This is a genomic window from Stenotrophomonas sp. 85239_Sma (assembly GCF_056481725.1).
The window spans coordinates 290,280-312,730 of sequence record NZ_CM151163.1; the positions used below are offsets into that span (position 1 = coordinate 290,280).

Genomic DNA, 22,451 nt, shown 5'->3' on the forward strand with positions numbered 1-22,451 from the left:
TGGCCGTGGCGGGAACGCGGTTGCAGGCTTAGAAGCGCTGCTGGTACTTCATGTACATGAAGCGGCCGATGTCGAAGCCACCGTAGTAGGTGAAGCTGCTGTTCGGTTGGGTGTACATGATCGGACCTTGGTGGTTGAACACGTTGTTCACGCCCAGCGACACGGTGCCATCCCACGGCAGGCTGTATCGCACCTGCAGGTCGTGGAAGGTGTTGGAGCCCACCTTGTTGGTCGGCGATGCGCTGGTGTACGACGAGTTGAAGCCCGGCATGTTGCACTCGTCCATGTACGAGCACTTCTCCTTCATGCTGGAGTAGTAGCGCGCGGTCCAGCCGATGCCGAGGTCGCCGTACTGCCAATCCAGGTTGAAGGTGGAGCGCACGCGGAAGTCGCCCGCCCAACCGGTACGCTGTTCCACCGGGGTGGTGGCGGCACTGTCGTTGCGCTGCTCCAGGTAGTCGGTGTAGGTGGTGTTCCAGTTGACGGCGAACTTGCCGAACGCGGTTTCCGGCAGGCGGTAACGCACGTTGATGTCATAGCCGGCGGTTTCGCGGTAGCCCGCGTTGACCAGCGAGCGGTCCAGCGCGTTGACCTGGCCGTTGCTGCCACGGGTGAAGCGGCCGCAGGCGGCATCCGAACCCTGCACGTAGCACTGTTCCAGGATGTTGGTGGCCGACTCACCAACGATGGCGTTGTCGATGCGGATCTTCCACCAGTCCAGGCTGAGGTCCAGGCCCTGCACGAAGTCCGGGCTGTAGACCAGGCCCACGGTCCAGGTCTTGGCGGTTTCCGGCTTCAGGTCCGGGTTGGAACCCGAGCTGAAATCGGTGGTGGCCTGCTGGCCGGGCTTGGTGGCCACGCTGCCATCGCTGTTGAGCTGGCGGAAGTTGGCCGGCACCTTCAGCGCCTGGCAACGGGCAGCAACGGTCGGGCTGGTGGCGGCGGTACCGAAGGAGGTATCGCACGGGTCGGTGAACGAGTCGCGACTGCTGACGGTGCCACCGTACAGGTCATCCACGGTCGGCGCACGGAAGCCGGTGCCATAGGTGGCGCGCACCAGCAGGCTGTCGATCGGCTTCCACTTCAGGCCGAACTTGCTGTTGGTGGTCGAACCGAAGTTGTTGTAGTCCGAGTAACGACCGGCCATGTCCAGCGACAGTTCGCGGGCGAACGGCAGGTCGGCCAGCAGCGGCACCTGCAGTTCCAGGTAGACCTCGTTGAGCGAGTAGTTGCCGCGGGTCGGCTGGCCGCTGGTGCCGGCGATCTCGCCCTTCTGCACCATCGTGTCCGGGGTGTAGCTGGCTTCTTCGCTGCGGTGCTCGAAGCCCATCGCGGCCAGGATGTCGCCGGCCGGCAGGGTGAACAGCGAACCGGAGATGTTGCCGCTGGCGACCTTGGTGGTGCTCTGCATCTTGTCGACGAAGCGGGTGAACAGGTAGTCCTGCACGTCCTGGTTGCTCAGCGAGCCAGGGCCGGTGTAACCCATCGGGGCGGCCGGGTTCCACGGCACGCAGCCGGCGATCACCGCGCCCGGCGCACCGCAACGGGCCACGCCGCCGTCCATGAAGGACGGGCCGACGGCCAGGTTGACGTGCGGCTGGTACATGCTGCCGGTACCGATGCGCTCGCCTTCGTTGCGGTTGTACATGTAGTTGACGTTCCAGTCCCAGTACCGCGAACCGGTTTCGAAGCTGCCTTCCAGGCCGATGCTGGCGCGCTTGGTTTCCAGGTTGTTCTCGGTGCCGCGCGGCAGTTCCTCGGTGCGGTGCGCGAACAGCGCGTCCTGGCCCCACAGGTTGAACGTGCTGTCCTTGGACAGGGCGGCACGGCTGCCATTGCGGGCCTGTGCGGCGCTGACCGAGTACGGGTAGCCGGCCAGGTGCTTGGTCGATTCGCGCTTGCTGTACAGCGCGTCGGCGACGATGCGCAGGTTGTCGGTGATCGAGAAGCCACCGTTGGCGAACACCGAGGTGCGCTCCAGGCCGGTCAGCAGGCTCATGTTCGACTTGGTGTTGGCACCATCGGCCGGATCCGGCGCGTGGAAGTTACCGGCCTTGCTCGGGTCGCCGCCCGGGCCCACGGTCAGGTTCCTGCCGCCGACGGTGACGCTGCCCCACGGGGTGTTGCCGTTGAGGCCATCGTTCGGGTGGCGCGGGCCGTTGGTGTAGCGGCTGAACTCGCGGTCCTTGCCCAGCACCTCGTCTTCCTTGGTGCGCTCGGCGCCTACGCTGAACCAGCCGCGGTCGAAGGTCTTGCCGAAGGTCGCGCTGTAGGCGCGCTTCTGGCCGTCACCCTGGCCGTACTGGCCGACATAGACGCTGGCTTCGCCACCATCGAAATTCTTGCGGGTGATGATGTTGACCACGCCGGCAATGGCATCGGAGCCGTACAGCGCGGAGGCACCGTCGGTCAGCACTTCCACGCGCTCGACGATGGACGACGGGATCGAGGCCAGGTCGGAGTAACCGCCGGCGCTGACGCCCATGCGGCGGCCGTCGATCAGCACCAGGCTGCGTTCCGGGCCCAGGTTGCGCAGGCTGACGTACATGCCGCCGAAATCGCGCGAGGAGGTCAGCGAAGACGCGCGGCTCATGCTCGGCGCACCGGCGGCAGGAATGTCCTGCAGGATGTCGGCGACGTTGACGTAGCCCTTCTTCTCGATCTCGGCGCGATTGAGCGCGACCACCGGCTGTGCGGTTTCGACACTGGCCTGGCGGATGCGCGAGCCGGTGATTTCGATGCGGTCGAGGTTGGTCGGGGTATCGCCAGTGCTCTGTGCGAAGGCGGGGGTGGTGCAGCTGGCGGCCAGCGCGATGACGATCGCGTTGCGCAGCGGATTGGTTTTCAGGGACATCCGTGAAATCTCGTGTTTCAGTAAAAACAAGCGCCCGTTCTATGGGCGCGTGGGGTGCTGCAAACCAACGTGGGGGGCGCGATTCTAGAATGTTTCCATTCGTAACTGTTTGTCTCGACGCCGCTGGACGTGCGCGAAAATGAATCGCAACCAACAATCCACAGATGCGCTGTGCGCAGCGTCACGCGCGCTGCGTTTGCGATGGGAAGAGGCATCGATAGCGGCACAAACCCGGCATGCTTGAGCGGTTGCGACAACACGTCGCAGTGCACAACCATGCCCAGTCGCTCTTCAGTTGCGACGCGCCCACCTGCATGGAATGCTCGTCTCGTTGTCACCGAACGAAGGAGATGAAGGAGTGATTCATCTTGAAGAGGCACGCCGTCGCGTAGAGGCTGCACTTGTCGACGACGAAGAACCGGTTGTCATCACGAACGAGCATGAGGTGGTCGAAGGCTGGCTGTTCTGCTTCCAGTCGTTGCGCTACCTGCAATCCGGCGAGATCTCAGACGCGCTGGCCGGCAATGGGCCGATCTTCTTCGACAGGCAGACGGGCGAGCAGCACGCGCTGGGCACGGCATATGCGCCTGAAGAAGCCCTGCGTCAGCATCTGGCACTGCGCGCCCTGCCGTCTGATGCCGCGGCGGCGGATTTCTGAGTTCGGCAACGAAAAAGGGACGGAGCTTTCGCTCCGTCCCTCTGCAGGATGCGCAGTCTGTCGCTGCGTGATGCTCAGGTTTCGCGCAGCGCCGTGGTGATCGGCAAACGCGCCGCGCGCAGTGCGGGGAACAGGCCACCGACCAGGCCGATGCCCAGTGCCCATTTCAGGCCGGTCCACAGCAGTTCCGGCGAGACGTGGAACTTGAACACCACCGCACTGAAGTTGCTGCCGATGGTGGACACGCTGTAGCCATTGAACAGCAGCCATGCAACCGCACAGCCCAGCAGGCCACCCAGCAGCGCCAGCAGCATCGTCTCCAGCATCACCGCCGTCACCACCGGCAGGCCGCGGAAGCCGATCGCGCGCATGGTGGCGATCTCGCGGGCACGCGTGGCCACCGCTGCGTACATGGTGTTGAGCGCGCCGAACACCGCACCGACCGCCATGATCGTGCCGATCACCTTACCCAGGATGTCGATCAGCTTGGTCAGCCCGCCGCCCTGCTTGCTGTAGTAGACGCGGGTGGTTTCCACGTCCAGTTTCAGGCGCGGGTCGGCGGCGACGGCGGCCTTGAACTGCTCGAAGCCGGCCTTGCCATCGGTGCGCACGCTGATCGACTGCCACGCACTGCGCTGGTAGGTGGTGGCCAACGTATCGGCGTCGGTCCACAGTTCCGAATCATGCGCATCGCCGGTGGCGAAGACACCGACCACGGTCCAGGTCTGGTTGCCCAGGGTAAGCGTCTTGCCAACGTCCAGATCGCGGAACTGGCCCTTGGCGCCTTGGCCAACCACGATCTCACGCAGGCCGGTAGCGAACTTGCGGCCTTCGACGATCTTGACCTTGTCATGCACCGCCCACGCCTGCGGGCCCACGCCGCGGAACTGCGCATTGACGTCGGTGCCATCGGACTTCGACACCAGGTTGACCACCTGCGACAGCTCCGGCGAGAGCAGCGGCCGGCCCTGCGCATCGCGGCTGATGCCGGGCAGGGTGGACAGCATCGGTACCTGCTCGCGGGTGATCACCGAGTTGGTTTCGGCCTGCGAGCCGCCACGCAGCACGATGGCGGTGGTGTCATCGCCGGTGTTGTTGAGCGTGGCCTGGAAGCCTTCGCCCATCGCCAGCATCGCCACCAGCACGCCGACCACGCCGGCGATGCCGACCACGATCACCGAGGAGGCGCCCCAGCGCTGCGGCAGGCTGGCCACGCCAATACGGGTGGCGGCCAGCGCCAGCCGTCCGCCGCGGGTCAGCAGCAGCCACAGTGCCACCAGCACGGCCACGGCCAGCACGCCGATCCACGGCAGGCTGATCCACAGCACCAGGCCGACCACCAGCAGCAGCACCGTCACGCCGTTGCCCAGCCACTTCTTGAGTTTGCTCTTGAACATGTCTGTGTTCTCCTCAGCGGCCGGCCAGTGCGTCGACGATCTTCAGGCGCTTGGCACGCAGCGCCGGCAACAGGCCGACGATGATGCCGATCACCACGATCAGGCCCAGCCCCATCAGCCAGGTCGGCGTCGGCACGTGCGGCGGCAGCATGCCCATGCTCTTCGGGCCGATGGCCGGCAGGATCAGCGCGGCCAGGCCCATGCCGATCAGGCCGCCCAGGCCGATCAGCAGCACCGACTCCACCATCACCAGGGTCAGCACGGTGCTGTCCTTGAAGCCCAGCGTCTTCAACGTGGCCAGCTCCGGCACGCGCTCGCGCACGGCCTGTGCCATGGTGTTGCCGGTCAACAGCAGCAGGGTGAAGAACACCGCGCCCATGATCGAGGTGACGATCATGCCGATGTCGGCGAACTGCTTGACGAAGGCCTGCTGGAACGCCGATTCGGTCTGGGTCTTGGTCTCGTGGTCGGAGTTGGCCGAGATCGCGTCGATCGCCTGCGCCACCCGCGAGGAGTGGTCCGGGTTGTCCAGCGTCACCGTGTACCAGCTCACCTGGTTCTTGATGTAATCGTTGGATTCATCGAAGTACTTCCAGTTCATCATCAACTGGCGTTCTTCATTGGCGGCCAGCGCACGGTCCTTGGAGCGGTAGATGCCCTTGAGCACCAGCGGCCAGTCGTTGCTGCCGCCACGCGGGAAGATCGTTGCCTGCAGCGGAATGGTGTCGCCGATCTTCCAGCCGAACTGCTTGGCCAGGGTCTCGCCGACGATGGCGCCGGTGCGGGTCTGCTTCCAGTCTTCCAGCTGCGCCGGGTCGATCTGCAGCTCGCGGTAGACATCGAAGTAGTTGGGCGATACCGAGAAGTTCGGGAAGAAGTTCTTCGGGTCCTGGTAGATGCCACCGAACCACATGCCATAGGCCACGTCGCGCACGCCAGCGACCTGCCGCACCTGCGTTTCCAGGCGGATCGGCAGTGACTGGGTGATCGACAGCCGCGAAGCGACCACCAGCCGGTTGGCCCCTTCCACGCTGCCGCCGGAGGTGAACGCCACGCGCACCGAGTCGAGCATGCCGAACAGCAGGAACGCGGCTACTACCGAGAGCAGGGTCAGCAGGGTGCGCGTGCGGCTGCGGAACAGCTGCGCCCACACCAACGAGAAGTATTTCATCGCCGTGGCCTCCGTCAGTGGGCCAGCGGCGCGTCGGCCAGCTCGCCCTTGTCCAGGTGCACCGTGTGCGTGGCGTACTCGGCGGCCTTCGGGTCATGGGTGACCATGATGATGGTCTTGCCATGCTCGCGGTTGAGCTGCTGCAGCAGGCCGAGGATCTCCTCGGCGGACTGGCGGTCGAGGTCGCCGGTGGGTTCGTCGCAGATCAGGAAGGTCGGGTCGGAGACGATCGCCCTGGCGATCGCCACGCGCTGCTGCTGGCCGCCGGACAATTCATTCGGGCGGTGGCTGCGGCGGTCGGCCAGGCCGACCAGGGTCAGCGCGATCTCCGCATTGCGGCGGCGCTGGGCGGCATTGAGGTGGGTCAGCAGCAGCGGCAGCTCCACGTTCTTCTGTGCGGTCAGCATCGGCATCAGGTTGTAGAACTGGAACACGAAGCCGACATGATGGCTGCGCCAGGTCGACAGCTGGCCGCCGCTCATTTGGTCGATGCGCTCGCCCTCGATGCTGATTTCGCCGCCGCTGGGATTGTCCAGGCCACCGATCAGGTTGAGCAGGGTGGTCTTGCCAGAGCCGGACGGGCCCATCAGCGCGACGAAGTCGCCGCGGGCGATGTCCAGGTCGATGCCGTGCAGCACCTGCACTTTCTCGGGACCACGCTGGTAGGTCTTGGTGATGTTGCGCAGTGAAACCAGGGTCGACATGGGTGATTCTCCACGGAAGGCGGGAAACGGGGAAGCGCACCGGCGGAGGCCGGGGGGCGTGCGTCGAACGGTGCTGCCGGCGGCGCCCGAAGGCGCCAGGCCGTTACTGCGCTTGTTTCTGTTGCACCTTGGCGCCATCGCGCAGGGTGTCGGGCGGGTTCACCACCACCGACTCGCCTGCGCTTACGCCCTTGAGGATCTGGCGGTCCTTGCCCATCGCCTGGCCGGCCTCGACCGTGCGCTGCTGCACGCGGTTCTCGTCACCGAGCACGAAGGCCACCGAGGCGCCGTCGCGCTGGACCACGGCGCCGCCCGGCACGCGCACGCCCTGCGGCTTGGCCGCGGCCTGCGGCTGCGCCTGTTCCAGGAAGCTGACCCGCACGCCCATCTCCGGCACGATGCGCGGGTCCTTCACCTTCAGCGCCACGCGCACCTTCACCGTGGCCTTGCCGCGGTCGGCGGTGGGGATGATGGCGATCACCTCGCCGGGAATCTTCCATTCCGGGTAGGCGTTGAGCGTGGCTTCCACCGGCATCTTGGGCTGCACGCGGCCGATGAAGGCCTCGCCGACCTCGACTTCGATCTCCAGCGAGTCCATGTCGACGATGGTGCCGATGCCGGTACGGGTGAAGCCACCGCCGGCCGACAGCGGCGAAACGATTTCGCCCGGCTGCGCCGCCTTGGCGGTGACCACGCCGGAGAACGGTGCGCGCACGATGTTGTTGTCCACGCCCAGGTCGGCGATGGCCAGCTGGTCGTGGGCGACCTTGACGTTGCGCTGTGCGGTATCCAGCTGCGCGCGCAGGCTGTCGCGCTGGGCCACGGCCTGGTCGTACTGCGAGCGCGACACCAGCTGCTGGCCGACCAGCGCCTGCAGGCGGCTGGCTTCGGCGGCAGCTTGCCGCTGCTGCGCCTCCAACCCGGCGACCTGGCTGCGCGCGGCCTGCAGCTGCGAGGCGTACAGGCTGCGCTGGGCGTCGGCATCGATCGGGTCCAGCGTGGCCATGATCTGGCCCTGCTCCACCCGCATGCCTTCCTCGATCATCACCTCGCGCACCTTGCCGGTGATCTTGGCCGAGACCGTGGCCATGCGACGGGCGACCACGTAACCACTGGCGTCGAGCACCGAACTGCTGGCGCTGCCCTGCTGGATGGCCACGGCGGGGGCGGTTTCCACGTCCACCGCCGGCGCGCGGCCGAACAGGGCGAAGGCCGCAGCGGCCAGCAGCAACACGACCACGATGATTGCGATCCACAGCCAGCGGCGGCCACCGCCATTGCTGCCACCACCGGAGGCGGGCGGCGGCTTGCGTTCGATACGGAGTTCCTTCAACAGCTCGGCAGAAGCGTTCATTCGTTCCATCACAGGCGTTCGGGCGGGTGTGGCCGGAAGCGCAGACGGCGGCGGTTCCGGCGGTGGAGCGTGCGGCACAGCATGAAGGCAGGCACAGCGATGACGGCAGTGACAGCTGTCACCCGATGACACTGACGGCAGCAACTGCGAAATGTGACCACGGCGGCACAGGATGGCAACGTCCCCGCTACCGGTACCGCCCATGGATCCGATCGCCCCGTCGCTGGCCCGCCTGCAGCAGGTGCAGGTGCGCTACCGCGACCATACCGCCCTGCATGGCATCGACCTGCAGGTCCGTGCTGGCCAGGTGCTGGCGTTGCTGGGCCGCAACGGTGCCGGCAAGAGTACCGCGATCAGCGTGCTGTTGGGCCTGCGCCGTGTCGACGCCGGCCAGGTCGAACTGCTCGGCGGCGACCCGCAGCATCGCGCCAGCCGCCTCGGCCTGGGCGTGATGCTGCAGAGCACCAGCCTGCCAGCGATGCTGCAGGTGGATGAACTGGTGGCGCAGGCCAGCGCCTGCTATCCCGACCCGATGCCGTTGCAGGAGGTGCTGCAGCGCGCGGGCCTGCAGGCGCTGGCGCGCCGTCGCTATGGCCAGCTGTCCGGCGGCCAGCGGCGTGCCGTGCAGTTCGCCATCGCCCTGTGTGGCCGCCCACGCGTGCTGTTCCTGGACGAGCCCACCACCGGCCTGGACATCCAGGCGCGGCAGGCGATGTGGCAGGCGATCCGGCAGCTGGTGGCCGAAGGCTGCGGTGTGCTGCTGACCACCCATTACCTGGAGGAGGCTGAAGCGCTGGCGCAGCGGGTGGTGGTGCTGGAGCAGGGGCGGGTGCTGGCCGATGCGCCATTGAGCGAGCTGCGCCTGACTGATCGGCCGCGCCGCATCCGCTGCCGCAGTGTGCTGCCTGCTGAAGACGTACTGCGGTGGCCGGGCGTGCAGGAGGTACAGCGTGACGGTGAACACCTGCAGCTGCTGGCGAGCCCGGCCGAGCCGGTGGTGGCCCGCCTGCTGGCTGCCGACGCGCAGCTGCGCGAACTGGAAGTACAGGGCGCGGCGCTGGCCGACGCCTTCCTCGACATGACCCGGGAGGCTGCATGAACACCCTGATCCGACCCGCCGGGCAACCGCTGCCTGTGTGGCGGCAGGTACTGCGCCCCTACCGTGCCGAACTGCTGGCCGAACTGCGCCGGGCCTGGCGCACACCGGCGTTCGCAGTGCCCTCGCTGCTGTTCCCGGTGCTGTTCTACCTGCTGTTCGGCGTGCTGCTGGGGCGCGGTCACGCGCCACTGTACCTGCTGGCCACCTACTGCGTGTTTGGTGCGATGGCCCCGGCGCTGTTCGGCTTCGGCGTGCAGCTGGCGCTGGACCGCGAAGGCGGCCTGCTGACCCTCAAGCGCGCGCTGCCGACGCCGACGGCAGCACCGCTGCTGGCACGGCTGGCCATGGCGGTGATGTTCGCGCTGCTGGTGGCCTCGCTGCTGATCGGCGTGGCACACGCGTTCGGTGGCGTGCGGCTGCATGCGCTGCAGGTGCTGCAGCTGCTGGCGGTGGCGGGCCTGGCGGCAGTGCCGCTGGGGGCGATCGGCCTGCTGATCGGCAGCCATGCCAGTGCCAGCGCGGCGCCGGCGATGGTCAACCTGGTCTACCTGCCGCTGGCCCTGCTGTCGGGCCTGTGGTTGCCGCTGTCGGCGCTGCCCGCCGTGTTCTCGACGATGGCACCGCTGTGGCCGACCTGGCATCTGGCGCAGCTGGCGTTGCCGGTTGTCGGGCTGCCCTCCGCGGGCAGTCTCGCCAGCCATCTGCTGGTGCTGCTGGTGGTCACGGTAGTGGCGCTGCTGTTGGCACGGCGCCGCCTGCGCCGGATCGGCTGAACTGGCATGATCGGCAGCGATCGTCCCCGCCTGGATCCGCCCGTGCCACCGAGCTGGCTTGCCTCCCTGCTGCGCCCCGCACCGGATTCGGCGGTGGCCGAGCTGCTGCGACGTGGCAAGTCGCCCTGGGGCGGTGCGATCCACCTTCTGTGGTCGGTATGGATCTTCCTCACCCCGGTGCTGGGGAACGGCTTCACCCTGCGCTGGCTGCTGCTGACTCTGGTCAGCTATCCGCTGTTCCTGCTGTTCTACGCCAAGGTGATGCTGGCGCCACGGCACCATGCATGGCGCTATGCGCTGGGCATGATCGTGATGGCCCTGGTACTGCTGCCGTGGTATCCCTCGGGACTGAGCTATTTCGTGTTCGGCTGCGTGATGATCCGCATGAGCGGGCGGGGCGGCTGGTGGCAGTATCTTCTGCAGCTCGCTGGGTTGAACCTTCTGTTCTGCAGCACCGCGCTGTACTTCGGTTATCCGTGGCAGGCCATGGTGTGGATGCCGGCGGTCTCGTTCATCGTCGGGCTGGTGGTGAACGTGGAGGCCCTGAGCCAGCAGCGCGACGTTGCCCTGCAGCTGTCCCAGGACGAGGTGCGGCGGCTGGCAACCACCGCCGAGCGCGAGCGCATCGGCCGCGACCTGCACGACCTGCTCGGCCATACCCTGTCGCTGATCACGTTGAAACTGGAACTGGCGCGCAAGCTGCACGACCGTGGCGATGCGCGCGCGCGGCAGGAGATCGGCGAAGCCGAGGCGATCGCCCGCGAAGCGCTGGCACAGGTGCGCAGTGCGGTGACCGGCATCCGCGCCAGCGACCTCGCTGGCGAGCTGGCATCGGCACGCCTGCTGCTGGAATGCCAGCAGGTACATCTGCAGTACACGACGCCACCTGCCATGCCGGTGGACGTGGAACGTGGCCTGGCACTGGTGCTGCGCGAGGCGGCAACCAACATCGTGCGCCATGCGCAGGCGACCCGGGTGCAGGTGGATTTCACGATTGAGGAACGACAGTTGGCGATGCAGATACGCGATGACGGCCGTGGCGGCGTGCAGGCCGAGGGCAATGGACTGTGCGGCATGCGTGAGCGGGCCGCAGCACTCGGTGGCCAGTTGACGCTGCAGTCGCCGCGCGGGGCCGGCACAGTGCTGACGGTACGGGTGCCGTTGATGGCCGCGACCACGCCGCTGTCGTCCACGTCGTTGGCGCAGGACGGTGCCGCATGATCCGCATCCTGTTGGCCGAAGACCAGGCGATGGTGCGCGGTGCACTGTCGGCGCTGCTGGGCCTGGAGCCGGATATCGAGGTGCTGGGCAGCGCCGCCGATGGCGAAACCGCGTGGCGGATGCTGCAGCAGCTTCAACCGGACATCCTGGTTACCGACATCGAGATGCCCGGCCTGTCCGGTCTGGAACTGGCGCAGCGCATCGCCCGCCACGAACTGCCGATCAAGGTGGTGATCGTGACCACCTTCGCCCGTGCCGGTTTCCTGCGCCGCGCGCTGGAGGCGGGCGTGCTGGGCTACCTGCTGAAGGACGCACCGGCCGAGAACCTGGCCGACGCGCTGCGCAAGGTGAAGCAGGGCATCCGCGCGATCGACCCGCAGCTGGCACTGGATGCGTGGTCGCAGGCCGATCCACTGACCGACCGTGAGCGCCGCGTGCTGCGGCTGGCGGGCGAGGGCCGCAGCGCGAGCGAGATTGCCGAGCAGTTGGGGTTGTCGCACGGTACGGTGCGCAATTACCTGTCCGAGTGCATCGGCAAGCTGGGCGTGGCCAATCGGATCGAGGCGTATCGGCTGGCGCGGCAGAAGGGGTGGTTGTAGGGGCGGCCTGCCTTTCCTGGTGATGTCGTTTCCGCGACGGCGGAGGGGTGTCACTTTCTTTGCTCGTGCAAAGAAAGTAACCAAAGAAACACGCCGCCAGAGCGCGAGCCGGTGCTACGCACCGGTGCCCTGCGCTTCTCGGGGAATCAGGGGACGGCGCCGAACTCGCTGCGCTCAGACACTGGCGCCTCTTCGCCCCTGATTCCCCTGCGATGCTCGGCTCGCTCAAGGCGGACCCAACGTCAAAGGCAAAAGCTGCACCCAGTAGATCCACGCCATGCGTGGATGCTCTTGCTGTTGATCTTGACCTTCCAGTCCGCCTTGAGCGAGCCGAGCACCGCAGGTCCGGCGAGGGCGAAGAGGCGCGGGTGTTTGAGCGCAGCGAGTTCCCGCGCCGTCCCTCGACGGGCCGAGGAGCACAGGACACCGGCGTGCGCAGCACGTCGGCTCGCGGCCGGCGGAGCGTTTCTTTGGTTACTTTCTTTGCGCGCAAAGAAAGTGACACCCCCCCGCGGTCGCGGAAATGACATCACCGGGAACTCCCGGCGAACCCGCTCAATCCTTCCCGCGCGCCATCGCCTGGAACACCCCATCACGCCGGATCCACAGGTGGAACAGCGCCGCACCCACATGCATCAGCACCGTGGCGAACAACACATACGCCAGCAGGCTGTGCGCATTACGCAACGCGGCATACAGCGCTGGGGTATGCGGCACGATCGGCGGCAGGTGCAGGCCGCCCCACAGCACGATCGGGTAGCCGCCGGCCGACAGCATCGCCCAGCCGATCAACGGCATCGCCAGCATCAGCGCGTACAGCATCCAGTGCGAGGCCTTGGCCGCCATCACCTGCCACACCGGAAGATCCGCCGGCAGTGGCGGCGGGCGATGGCGCAGCCGGTTGTACAGGCGCAGCAGCACCAGTACGCCAATGGCGATGCCCAGCGGACGGTGCAGGTCGATCAGCATCGGTCGCAGGTGCAGCGAGGCAACCATGGTCACGCCGACGAACAGCATGGCGATGATCATCAGTGCCATGGACCAGTGCAGCACCCGCGCCAGCAGGTTGAAGTGGCCGTTGCCGGTGCTCATCGCGCGGCCTCCTTCGGTTGCTCGACGTTGCCGGTGGCGCGTTCGCGTTCGCGGCGGTTGAAGGACTGCGAGTACACGGCGGAGCGGGCCGCCAGGATCGGATCGTCACTGCCACGCACGCCACTGGGCAGGATCAGCGGATCGAAATTGATCTGGCCGCACGCGCCCTGTTCCTGCGACTGCATGCGGTCCAGGCTGAGCACGCCGGCCACCACCTGATCACGCGACTCGGGCCACGGTACCGACGGATCATCGATGGCATCGCCGGGCTCGGCCGTGGTCACGACCAGGTTCCAGCGCACCGGGCCGCTGGCCAGGCGCCGCTGCAGTTCCTGGCTGAGGAAATCGACGCTGGCCTTCTTGCGCGTTTCCGCATCCATCTCCACCACCGGCGACTGCGGCTGCCAGTGCCAGCGCACTGCGCGCTTCTGGCCCTGCGCGTTGGTGAACCAGAAGCTGTTGACGCTGTTGAAGGTGGTGTCGGCCCAGCTGCTGGTCCACGGCGCGGTCTTGGCCCACTGCTGGAAGGCCTGTGCACTGGGGTACTTGACCAGCACCGCAGCCATCTTCTGCGGGTCGGGCTTGCCGGTGGCCGGGTCCGGGATGGAGGCGCGGGTCTGTTCGTAGAACGCCTCGGCGTTGGGCACGGCGAAGAACGGGAAACTGTTCATCGCCATGCGCCATTCCTGGCCATCATCGCTGACCATCTGCACCGCCAGGCTGCGCACGCGCGCGGTGTTGTCGGCGCCATACGGGTCGCCGCCGCCGATCGACAGGCGGCCCATCACCGGCACGCGGCGTTGCGAGAACACCCGTGCACTGGACAGGGTGGGGGCCTGCGCACTGGGTTCGAACCAGCCGTTCACGCAGATGCCCTTGCTGTGCGCGCGGCGGAAGCCGGGATGTGCCGGTCCGGTGGCCTCGATGGTGTCGGTGAAGCGCTGCGCGGTGAGGCGGTCGCCAATCCAGCCGGCCAGCCAGGCAAAGGCCAGCGCGACGCCGCCCAGGATGAGCGCGATCAGTGCGATCCAGAGCAGCGGTGAATGCCCGCGCGGTGCGCCCGCCGTCTGGCCGGCACGGGTGTAGCGGAAGAGCGACATGGTCGGGTTCCTGCCTTCACGGAGCGTGTGGGTGGTCGACCCACACATCCTCGCAGAACCCGGCCGGGGCCGGAATTCAATTTTTCGTCAGATTTGCCGGGGACGGCGTGCCGACCAACGGTCGGCACCCACCCGATCAGCTGTAGCGCTGCTTCAGCATCGCCCACGCCGAACGCAGCGCCAGCGCTTCGCCACCGGCCGGACGGCCCGGGCGTTCGCCGTCGTTCCAGGCGTACACGTCCAGGTGCGCCCAGCGCTGGCCGTCTTCCAGGAAGCGCTCCAGGTACAGCGCGGCCGTCACCGAGCCGGCCATGCGCGAACCGGCGTTGGCCAGGTCGGCGATGCCGCTGCTCAGGTAACGCAGGTAGGGGCGCCACAGCGGCATGCGCCAGACCGGGTCGCGCGTCGCGTCGCCAGCCTGCAGCCACTGCTGGGCCACGCTGTCGTCATTGCTGAAGAGCGCCGGCAGATCCGGGCCCAGAGCGATGCGTGCGGCACCGGTAAGGGTGGCGAAGTCCAGCACCAGGTCCGGCTTCTGCTCACCGGCGAAGGTCAGCGCATCACACAGGATCACGCGGCCTTCGGCATCGGTGTTGTCGATCTCCACGCTCAGGCCCTTGCGGGTGGCGATCACTTCGCCCGGGCGGAAGGCATCCGGGCCGATCGCGTTCTCCACCGCCGGCACCAGCAGGGTCAGGCGCACCGGCAGCCCGCGCGCCATCACCAGGCCGGCCAGGGCCAGTGCATGCGCGGCGCCGCCCATGTCCTTCTTCATGTTGCGCATGCCGTCGGCCGGCTTGATGTCCAGGCCGCCGGTATCGAAGCACACGCCCTTGCCGACCAGCACCAGCGCCGGATCGGTGTCCTTGCCCCAGCGCAGCACGATCAGGCGCGGCGCGCGGTGCGATGCGCGGCCCACGGCGTGGATGGCCGGGAAGTTCTGTTTCAGCAGTTCATCGCCGGTGATCGCTTCGACCTGCGCGCCATGCGCATCGGCCAAGGCGCGCGCGGCGTCTTCCAGCTGCTGCGGGCCCATGTCTTCGGTCGGGGTGTTGACCCAGTCGCGCACGCGCAGGCTGGCGGCGATCAGGTCGGCCACCTCGCCGGACGGTGCCGCCACCAGCTGGGCCGGCGCGCGGTTGCGCTTGCGGTAGCGGTCGAAGCGGTAGCTGCCCAGGCCCCAGCCCAGCTGCAGCAGCGCCAGTTCGGCGGCCGGCAGTTCGCTGGCCAGCTGCCACACGCTGCCTTCCGGCAGGGCGTGCGGGGCATGCGCATAGCTGTAGGCATCAGCACGATCACCCACACCCATCACCGCACCGGCCAGGCCATCGGTGCCGGGCAGCAGGGCCACGCTGTGCGCGCCGGCATTGAAGCCCTGCGACGCCAGCCAGGCCTGGGTGGCGGCCGGCTGGCCGTCCTTCCAGGCGGCGAACTGCTCGCGGTCCAGCACGTACAGCGGCAGCGCTGCGGCGGTGTCGGTGGTGAAACCAGTGATCTCGCTCATGCGTCAGGTACTCCGGGGTGCGGCGGCGTCGAGGTTGGCGTCCAACCAGTCGGCCAGGCCGGTGAGGGTGTTGAACTGCAGGTCCGGCTGCAGGTGCGGATGGGTCCAGGTGGCTGCTTCGCGATTGATCCAGCACCCGCGCAGGCCGGCAGCGATCGCCCCGGCCACGTCCATCTCGGCATGGTCGCCGACATGCAGTACCTGTGCCGGCACCACACCCAGGCGGGTGCAGGCGGCGTGGAAGATGCTCGCCTCGGGCTTGGCGGCGCCGTGCTCGCGCGCGCCCAGCTGGAAGGCGAAATGATGGGCCAGGCCGATCCGCTCCAGATCGGCATTGCCGTTGCTCAGCGCTGCCACCGGCACCCGCGCGGCAATCCGCGCCAGCGCGTCGATCGCATCGGGGTAGCACTCGACCTGGTTGCGTGCGGCGAAGAACACGTCATACGCCGGTTCCAGCAGCTCCAGGCTGGCGCCGCTGGCCTGCAGGGCTTCGTGCAGGGTCAACCGGCGCAGCGCGCTCAGGTCGTGGTGGAGGTGCGGATGGGCGTGGTACAGGCGCTCGCGCAGTTCGCGCATTGCCGCCACCGGATACATCGCAGCAGTGGCGGGGCTGTGTTCACGCATCCACTCGTGCAGGACCAGGTCGATGCGGGCGCCGATCGGAGCGAACGGCCACAGCGTGTCGTCAAGGTCGAGAGTGATGGCTTGGACGGGGAAATTCACCCCGCCATTCTACGCCTGCCCGCGCGGGCTTTCATTCCAGCAGCCGGGCCCAGCCCTGCATGCCGTCCAGTCGCGCCAGCACCAGCTTGATGCAGACCAGCAGCGGCACCGCCAGCAGCAGGCCGATCATGCCCCAGGCCCAGCCGAACACCATCAGCGCCAGGATCAGCACCAGCGGCGACAGCTTCATGCGCCGGCCCAGTACGATCGGGGTCACCATCTGCCCTTCCAGGGTGTGCAGGGCCAGGTAGGCGGCGGCCGGCAGCAGGGCCTGCAGCGGATCGCGGAACTCGACGAAGCCCATCAGCAGCATCAGTGCCACGCCGATCAGCGGCCCCACGTACGGGGCGAAATTCAGCAGCGCAGCCACCGTGCCCCACAGCAGCGCTTCCTGCAGGCCGATGCCGAGCAGCATCAGCACACCGGCGAACACCAGCCCGACCAGGGTGTTGATCACGCTGATGGTCAGCACATACCGCGAGACCTCGCGCTCGATCGAACGCAGGATGTCACTGGTGAAGCGCTGCTGCTGGCGGTTCGGGAACAGGGCGATCGCCGCGCGCTGCAGGCTCTGCCCGTAGATCATGAAGAACAGGGTCAGCAGCACCACCGCCAGCACCGACGCGGCCAGCCGTGGCGCACGGGTCAGCATGCGGTACGGGTCGTCGAGCTGGGCGCGGATCACCTGCACCTTGCGGTTGCTGTCGCCGCCGGCAACGCGGGCGAAGTTCTCCGCGGCCTGGTTGGCCTGCTGCACCGGCTTGGTCAGGCCCTGTACCTGGCGGGCGATCTTGCGCAGCTGCTGCGGTGCTTCCTGCGCCCACTCCATCGCCGGTCCGATCAGCTGCACTGCCAGCGAGCCGGTCACGCCCAGGCCGGCACCGAGGATCAGCAGGGCGCCCAGCGCACGCGGAATCCACAGCTTCTGCAGCAGGCGCAGGATCGGATTGCCGACCAGCGCGAAGAACATTGCCAGCAGCACCGGCAGGATGATGTCCTGCGCCGCCCATAGCGTGTAGCCCACCGCCAGGGTCGCCAGCACCACCAGCGACATCGGTCCGCGCGGACGCGACGGTGGCGGCAACGGTGCATCGGGCTGTTCGGGGCTGGCCGGTGACGGGGACAGGTGGGACTCGCTCATCGACGCACCAACCGGGAAGGGGAGCGCATTATCCGCCGGCCGTGATCGGCGCGGCGGATTCCGTGGATCAACGTTCGGACAGCTCGGTGGCCGCTTCGGCCGGGCGCGGTTCGCGCAGTTCCGGTTCGGGTTCCGGGCGCGGTGCCGGTGCAGGCGGTGCTTCAGCAGCGGAGGCTGCCGCTGACGCCTGTTCGCTGGCCTCGCCGGCTTCTTCGGCCGCGTCGTCGGCGGTGGCGGCTGCCTGCGCCGCCATGGCCGTGGCGAACGCGGCCTGCGCGCTGGCGAACAGGTTCGAGACTGAACCCACCATCTGCAGCCAGCGCGCACCGTTGACCTTGCCCGGCACTTCCAGCTTGCCGGCAATGAAGCCGCCGGCCAGGCCGACCACCACGATGCGCAGCGGTGACCAGCCCTGTCGCCAGACCTGGCTGAGCGTGGACCAGTGGTCCTGGGTCTCGACCAGGCGCACGGTCACCACCTGTTCGCAGCGTTTCACCCGCCGCTGCAGTGCACCGAACTTCATGGCTTGCCCTCTGGCAGCTGCACGTCGGCATCGGGATCGTCTTCGCTGGGCTCGTCGAACAGGCCCAGGCGTGACAGCTGGCGCCGGGTGGCGTGCATGCCGGTGTGGTGGAAGAAGTAGGACACTCGCCAGATCGCATAGCCGGTAACGGCCAGGCTCAGCAGCGAGGTGATCAGCAGCGCCTGCAGCCAGCTCAGGCCCCAGCTCTGCAGCAGGGCGATGAGGGTGGCGGCCATCAGCAGCCAGGCCGAGGCACCGAACACGATCGCCACGCCGGCCCAGGCCAGTGCACGCCCGAACGCACTGCGTGCCAGCGCGAAGTCGGCCGAGGCCAGGCGGCGCAGCGAGCGCAGTGAATGCTTGGCCGAATCGGCGGCGGCACGACCGGCCGCGCCGACCTGGCGGATGCTCTCATCCAGCGGCGGGGTGGCCGCCGGATCAGGGGCTTGCGCGTTGTCTTCGCTCACGCCGCGGCTTACTTGTCGCTGCTGCCGCGGGCCAGCTTGGCGATGATCCAGCCGGCAGCGAAGGCGACGCCGAACGAGGCCAGCGGACGCTCGCGGATCAACTCGGCTGCGCTGTCGATCAGGTCCTTGCCCTTGTCCATCAGGGCATCGACCTGCTCCTTGGCGGCGGCACCACCGAACTCGGCGGCGGCCAGGCCGGACAGCGCGCTGTCGGACAGTTCAGCCTTGACGTTGGCCTTGCCGATGCGCAGTTCGTCGGTCGCTGCGCCGGTTGCGCCCTTGATCGCACCGCCGGCGGCCGTGGCGGCCTGCTTCAGATGGGAACCGGCTTCACCCAGGTGTTCCTTCAGGTTCTCGGTATTGGTGGGGCTCATCGAATCACTCCTGTTGCGATGGGGGAACGGGTGTCGGCGGTGCCGACCTGGACTGACAGCAATAGCATTGCCGCGGTATAGGGGGTGTTACGGCAGGGCGATCAGCGCATCACGAGCTGGCCCTGCTGCTGGCCGTTGTTGCGCAGCACGCGCACCACCAGGGTCGGCGGGCGTTGCTGGAAATTGGCTCGCCAGCTGGCCAGGTCGGCGAATTCACCCACGGTGGCGTCGGTGATGATGTCGCCCTGCTGCAGGCCGTTGGTCGCCGCGCGGCTGCCGCGCTTGACCTCGCTGACCAGCACGCCGCCGACGCCCGACTGCCGCAGCGACTCGGGCAGGTCGACGAAGGTGGCACCGGTCAGCCGGGGGTCCAGGCTCTCACCGGTGACCGCACGCGCCTGTTCCTTCAGCGTTGCCTTGATCTGCAGTGGCTTGCCTTCGCGTCGGACGTCCAGCGCCAGCGGGCTGCCGACCGCCGCCAGGCCTTCCACGTTGTGCAGGGCTTCGGCGCTGTCCACGCGCTGGCCGTTGGCCGAGACCACCACGTCGCCCGGCTTCAGTCCGGCCGCGGCGGCGGCCGATCCGGCCAGCACGCGTGTGATCAGCGCACCCCGCGTTTCGCCCAGGCCCAGCCCCTGCGCGATCTGCGCGGTCAGGTTCTGGCTCTCCACGCCCAGCGTGCCGCGCACCACCACGCCGTGCTTGACCAGCTGGTCGACCACGCTGCGCGCCAGGTTGGACGGAATCGCCAGGCCCAGGCCGATGTTGCCGGCCATGCTGCCCTGCGGGTTGAAGCTGGCGGTATTGATGCCGACCAGCTGGCCCTGCAGGTCGACCAGTGCGCCACCGGAGTTGCCCGGGTTGATCGACGCATCGGTCTGGATGAAGTTCTGGTAGCCCAGGCCACGGATGCCGCTGCGGCCCACCGCCGAGACGATGCCCGAGGTGACCGTCTGGCTGAAGCCGAACGGGTTGCCGATGGCCACCACGAAGTCGCCTACCCGCAGGCGGTCGCTGTTGCCGAGCTTGATGTCGGTCAGGTTCTGCGCCGGGATGCGGATCAGCGCGATGTCGGTATCGCGGTCCGAGCCGAGGAACTCGGCCTTCACCGTGCGCCCGTCGGCCAGTGTCACCTGCACGTCATCGGCGTTCTCGATGACATGGTGGTTGGTCAGCACCAGGCCTTCCTTGGCGTCGATGATCACGCCGGAGCCGAGCGATTCGTTGATGCGCTCCTGCGGGATGTCCGGGAACAGGCGGCGGAAGAACGGGTCGTTGAAGAAGGGGTTGCGCACGCGCACCACCTGCTTGGTGTTGACGCTGACCACCGCCGGCATCGCTTTTTCCAGCATCGGCGCCAGCGATGGCACCGCCTGCCCGGCCACCGCGGCCGGCAACGCCGCCGTGGTCGGCAGTACCGCTGGCAGTGGCGCGGCGTCGGCACGGTTGTCCAGGTGGGCATTGATGCCGGTGGCAACGAAGCCACCGAAGGCGGCGGCGATTGCGAGCGTGAGCAGGGTGGGAAGCGGTCGCATGGGAGTCGGTTCGCTGGCGTGGGTGGGGGCGGTTCGGCCCTACGGTAAAACAGGCTGAATGAGTGTGTCGCGGTCTGGATAAATGCGCCATGAAAATCGCAGGCTGCAAAAGGCCGGCGCGGAGGGGGGCAACAGGCTGTGGCGACACCCGCACAGGCGACGCCTGCGCCACCAAAGATGATCGCTTGGCGCGCGGACACCGACGGATACTTGCGCAGTTCCGCGCAGCCGGGTGCCGCAATGCGCCGCAACATGCACCGGATGCCGTATCCGTGCGACCGCACGCAACGGCAATCCCCGACCACGTGCTTGGCGTGGCGTAGTCCTTAAAAAAAGGGGTTTCCTGCAAACCCGGCGCTCTTGTAGCGGTGCTGCGCTACACCATGGCCGTCGCATCAGATGCGATTGCGGGCGCGTGCCCCGTTCCACGATCGTCAATGTCGGTATAGCATCGCCCCGTTTTGATACTTAAGGCCCCCAGGAGGGCAACATGAGCAACGGTAATGGTGTGTCGGTCGTGACCGACGCCGTCGAGAACGTCAAAGAAACCGCCGCCAACGTCGGCGAGACCATCGCCCACGCCGCCGAAGACGCCGTGAAGTCGGTCAAGAAGACCGTCAAGCGCGCCACCAAGGCTGCCGGTACCCGCGTTGCCAAGGCCAAGAAGGCTGTGGCCAAGGTCGAGAAGACCGTTGCCAAGAAGGCCGAGAAGGCCGCCAAGTCGGTCGGCAAGACCGTTGCCAACGCCAAGAAGAAGCTGGAAGCGGCCAAGAAGAATGCCAAGGCCGAAGCCGCTGCCCTGAAGAAGGAAGTGGCCAAGAAGAAGGCCGCTGCAGGCAAGGCTGTGACCAAGAAGGCCGCTGCTGCCAAGAAGACCACCAAGGCCGCCACCAAGGCTGCCGGCAAGAAGGTCGCCACCGTGAAGAAGGCCGCCACCAAGAAGGCTGCCGTCGCGAAGAAGACCGTTGCCAAGAAGGCCGCTGCGGCCAAGAAGGTTGTCGGCAAGAAGGTCGCCACCGCCAAGAAGGCCGTGGCCAAGAAGACCGTCGCCGCCAAGAAGGTCGCTGGCAAGAAGACCGTCGCCGCCAAGAAGGTCGCTGGCAAGAAGGCCGTGGCTGCGAAGAAGGTTGTCGGCAAGAAGGTTGCCGCCACCAAGAAGGTCGCCACCAGGAAGACCGCGGCCACCAAGAAGGTGGTCGGCAAGAAGACCGCCGCTGCCAAGAAGGTTGTCGGCAAGAAAGTTGCCGCCACCCGCAAGACGGTCGCCAAGAAGGCTGCGCCGCTGAAGAAGGTCGCCGCCAAGAAGGCTCCGGCCAAGAAGGCTCCGGCCAAGAAGGCCGTGCGCAAGGCCGCCAAGCGCAAGTAATCGCGCCGTGACCGAAGGCCCTGCCACCCACCGGGTGGTGGGGCCTTTCGCGTTTATGGGGCGCGGTCTGGGGCAAGATGCAGGTTCTTCCTGCAGGAGCCCTGACCATGCGTGGTATCGACTTCAGTTCCTGGCAGGGCGTGCTGTCCACGTTGGCCGGCCTGGTTTTGATCACCCTGCTGGGCGTGGGCATCCGCCTGCTGGTGATGCAGACCCTGCAGCAGCGCCGCGAGCGCGAGAACCGGCAGATCAACGAACGGCTGCGCACGCTGATGGCGGCCTACAAGACGCTGGGGGGTTCGTTCACTGGAGAACTGGGCGTGGATCCCAGCCATCGCCGTGACCTGCGCCAGCGCGAAGATGCCGAAGGCATCGCCGAGCCGCGCTCGGATCGCGCGCGCCGCATCCGCGATGCAGTCGAGGCCGCGCTGTCGGACATCCTGCTGCTGGGCACCGACGAACAGGTTCGGCTGGCCGCGCGTGCGGCCAACGAACTCGCACAGGGGCGGCCGGTGCACATCCACGACCTGGTGGTCTCGCTGCGCGATTTCGTGCGCGCAGCATTGGACCTCGCGCCGATCCCGTCCGACCTGCACATTCCACCGCAGGGGCCGACCCGGCCCAGTGCCAGCGGCGGCGGCAAGGGCCGCAACGATGGCGATGCCAAGGGCGCCCGCAGTGGTGGAGGTGGCGGCGGCGGAACGGGTGCCGGCATGGGTGGCATGGGCCTGGGTGCCGGCGCCGCACTGGGCGCCGGCCATGCCGCTGCCGGCGATGAAACGGACGCGCGCTGAGC

21 protein-coding genes are annotated in these 22,451 nt (G+C 67.6%); 7 read left to right on the plus strand and 14 right to left on the minus strand.

The window, feature by feature from the left end:
* Positions 1-28 precede the first annotated feature (28 nt).
* Positions 29-2,854, minus strand: a complete 2,826-nt coding sequence (locus ACYKG1_RS01310) for a TonB-dependent receptor (protein ID WP_478471575.1) — start codon at positions 2,852-2,854, stop codon at positions 29-31.
* 319 nt (positions 2,855-3,173) lie between these two features.
* Between ACYKG1_RS01310 and ACYKG1_RS01315 the strand changes: the two genes are divergently transcribed.
* Positions 3,174-3,512, plus strand: a complete 339-nt coding sequence (locus tag ACYKG1_RS01315) for a YrhB domain-containing protein (protein WP_219635043.1) — start codon at positions 3,174-3,176, stop codon at positions 3,510-3,512.
* Between the two features lie 74 nt (positions 3,513-3,586).
* Here ACYKG1_RS01315 and ACYKG1_RS01320 read toward each other — a convergent pair whose 3' ends face one another.
* The 4 genes from ACYKG1_RS01320 to ACYKG1_RS01335 all read right to left on the minus strand — a co-directional run bounded on the left by ACYKG1_RS01320 (position 3,587) and on the right by ACYKG1_RS01335 (position 8,138).
* A complete protein-coding gene (locus ACYKG1_RS01320; RefSeq protein ID WP_478471577.1) occupies positions 3,587-4,909 on the minus strand; it encodes an ABC transporter permease in 1,323 nt (440 codons plus the stop codon).
* A gap of 13 nt (positions 4,910-4,922) precedes the next feature.
* Positions 4,923-6,080 (minus strand): ABC transporter permease, encoded by a 1,158-nt coding sequence (locus ACYKG1_RS01325; protein WP_100474912.1) that lies wholly within the window; start codon positions 6,078-6,080, stop codon positions 4,923-4,925.
* 14 nt (positions 6,081-6,094) lie between these two features.
* Positions 6,095-6,784, minus strand: a complete 690-nt coding sequence (locus tag ACYKG1_RS01330; RefSeq protein ID WP_019661817.1) for an ABC transporter ATP-binding protein — start codon at positions 6,782-6,784, stop codon at positions 6,095-6,097.
* A gap of 103 nt (positions 6,785-6,887) precedes the next feature.
* Positions 6,888-8,138 (minus strand): efflux RND transporter periplasmic adaptor subunit, encoded by a 1,251-nt coding sequence (locus tag ACYKG1_RS01335; RefSeq protein ID WP_262227488.1) that lies wholly within the window; start codon positions 8,136-8,138, stop codon positions 6,888-6,890.
* A gap of 202 nt (positions 8,139-8,340) precedes the next feature.
* Here ACYKG1_RS01335 and ACYKG1_RS01340 point away from each other — a divergent pair, with 202 nt between their 5' ends.
* Genes ACYKG1_RS01340 through ACYKG1_RS01355 form a run of 4 tightly spaced genes read left to right on the plus strand, consistent with a single transcriptional unit; the run spans position 8,341 to position 11,830 of the window.
* Positions 8,341-9,237 (plus strand): ABC transporter ATP-binding protein, encoded by an 897-nt coding sequence (locus tag ACYKG1_RS01340; protein WP_478471580.1) that lies wholly within the window; start codon positions 8,341-8,343, stop codon positions 9,235-9,237.
* Positions 9,234-10,010 carry an ABC transporter permease gene (locus ACYKG1_RS01345; protein WP_478471582.1) on the plus strand — a complete coding sequence of 259 codons (777 nt, stop codon included), beginning with the start codon at positions 9,234-9,236 and terminating at the stop codon, positions 10,008-10,010. Before ACYKG1_RS01340 ends, ACYKG1_RS01345 begins: the two co-directional genes overlap by 4 nt.
* 6 nt (positions 10,011-10,016) lie before the next feature.
* Positions 10,017-11,231, plus strand: a complete 1,215-nt coding sequence (locus ACYKG1_RS01350) for a sensor histidine kinase (protein ID WP_478471583.1) — start codon at positions 10,017-10,019, stop codon at positions 11,229-11,231.
* Positions 11,228-11,830 (plus strand): response regulator transcription factor, encoded by a 603-nt coding sequence (locus ACYKG1_RS01355; RefSeq protein ID WP_100474907.1) that lies wholly within the window; start codon positions 11,228-11,230, stop codon positions 11,828-11,830. Before ACYKG1_RS01350 ends, ACYKG1_RS01355 begins: the two co-directional genes overlap by 4 nt.
* 555 nt (positions 11,831-12,385) lie before the next feature.
* Here ACYKG1_RS01355 and ACYKG1_RS01360 read toward each other — a convergent pair.
* The 9 genes from ACYKG1_RS01360 to ACYKG1_RS01400 all read right to left on the minus strand — a co-directional run bounded on the left by ACYKG1_RS01360 (position 12,386) and on the right by ACYKG1_RS01400 (position 20,289).
* Positions 12,386-12,922: a cytochrome b gene (locus tag ACYKG1_RS01360; protein WP_100474906.1), complete on the minus strand. Its 537-nt coding sequence runs from the start codon at positions 12,920-12,922 to the stop codon at positions 12,386-12,388.
* Positions 12,919-14,022 (minus strand): catalase family peroxidase, encoded by a 1,104-nt coding sequence (locus tag ACYKG1_RS01365; protein WP_478471585.1) that lies wholly within the window; start codon positions 14,020-14,022, stop codon positions 12,919-12,921. The genes ACYKG1_RS01360 and ACYKG1_RS01365 overlap by 4 nt, the downstream gene beginning before the upstream one ends.
* A 136-nt stretch (positions 14,023-14,158) precedes the next feature.
* Entirely contained in the window at positions 14,159-15,526 is a 1,368-nt protein-coding gene (locus ACYKG1_RS01370) for a leucyl aminopeptidase family protein (RefSeq protein WP_478471587.1), read from the minus strand.
* Between the two features lie 3 nt (positions 15,527-15,529).
* A complete protein-coding gene (locus ACYKG1_RS01375) occupies positions 15,530-16,249 on the minus strand; it encodes an HAD family hydrolase (RefSeq protein WP_100474903.1) in 720 nt (239 codons plus the stop codon).
* Positions 16,250-16,280: 31 nt separating this feature from the next.
* The gene (locus ACYKG1_RS01380; protein ID WP_478471589.1) at positions 16,281-17,390 is read right to left on the minus strand and encodes an AI-2E family transporter; all 1,110 of its coding nucleotides are present in this window, start codon (positions 17,388-17,390) and stop codon (positions 16,281-16,283) included.
* 67 nt (positions 17,391-17,457) lie between these two features.
* Positions 17,458-17,913 carry a protein sip-5 gene (locus tag ACYKG1_RS01385; protein ID WP_100474901.1) on the minus strand — a complete coding sequence of 152 codons (456 nt, stop codon included), beginning with the start codon at positions 17,911-17,913 and terminating at the stop codon, positions 17,458-17,460.
* Positions 17,910-18,380 carry a phage holin family protein gene (locus ACYKG1_RS01390; protein ID WP_004153834.1) on the minus strand — a complete coding sequence of 157 codons (471 nt, stop codon included), beginning with the start codon at positions 18,378-18,380 and terminating at the stop codon, positions 17,910-17,912. The genes ACYKG1_RS01385 and ACYKG1_RS01390 overlap by 4 nt, the downstream gene beginning before the upstream one ends.
* Positions 18,381-18,388: 8 nt before the next feature.
* The gene (locus tag ACYKG1_RS01395; protein ID WP_004153835.1) at positions 18,389-18,754 is read right to left on the minus strand and encodes a hypothetical protein; all 366 of its coding nucleotides are present in this window, start codon (positions 18,752-18,754) and stop codon (positions 18,389-18,391) included.
* A 101-nt stretch (positions 18,755-18,855) separates the two neighbouring features.
* On the minus strand, positions 18,856-20,289 hold the full coding sequence (locus ACYKG1_RS01400) for a Do family serine endopeptidase (RefSeq protein ID WP_262083974.1): 1,434 nt from the start codon (positions 20,287-20,289) through the stop codon (positions 18,856-18,858).
* Between the two features lie 490 nt (positions 20,290-20,779).
* On the opposite strand from ACYKG1_RS01400, the gene ACYKG1_RS01405 reads away from it, so the two are divergent.
* Both ACYKG1_RS01405 and ACYKG1_RS01410 read left to right on the plus strand, forming a co-directional pair.
* Positions 20,780-21,655, plus strand: coding sequence for a histone (locus ACYKG1_RS01405; protein ID WP_478471591.1), 876 nt, complete (start codon positions 20,780-20,782; stop codon positions 21,653-21,655).
* Positions 21,656-21,762: 107 nt separating this feature from the next.
* Positions 21,763-22,449, plus strand: coding sequence for a hypothetical protein (locus ACYKG1_RS01410; protein ID WP_100474898.1), 687 nt, complete (start codon positions 21,763-21,765; stop codon positions 22,447-22,449).
* The last annotated feature ends 2 nt before the right edge of the window (positions 22,450-22,451 follow it).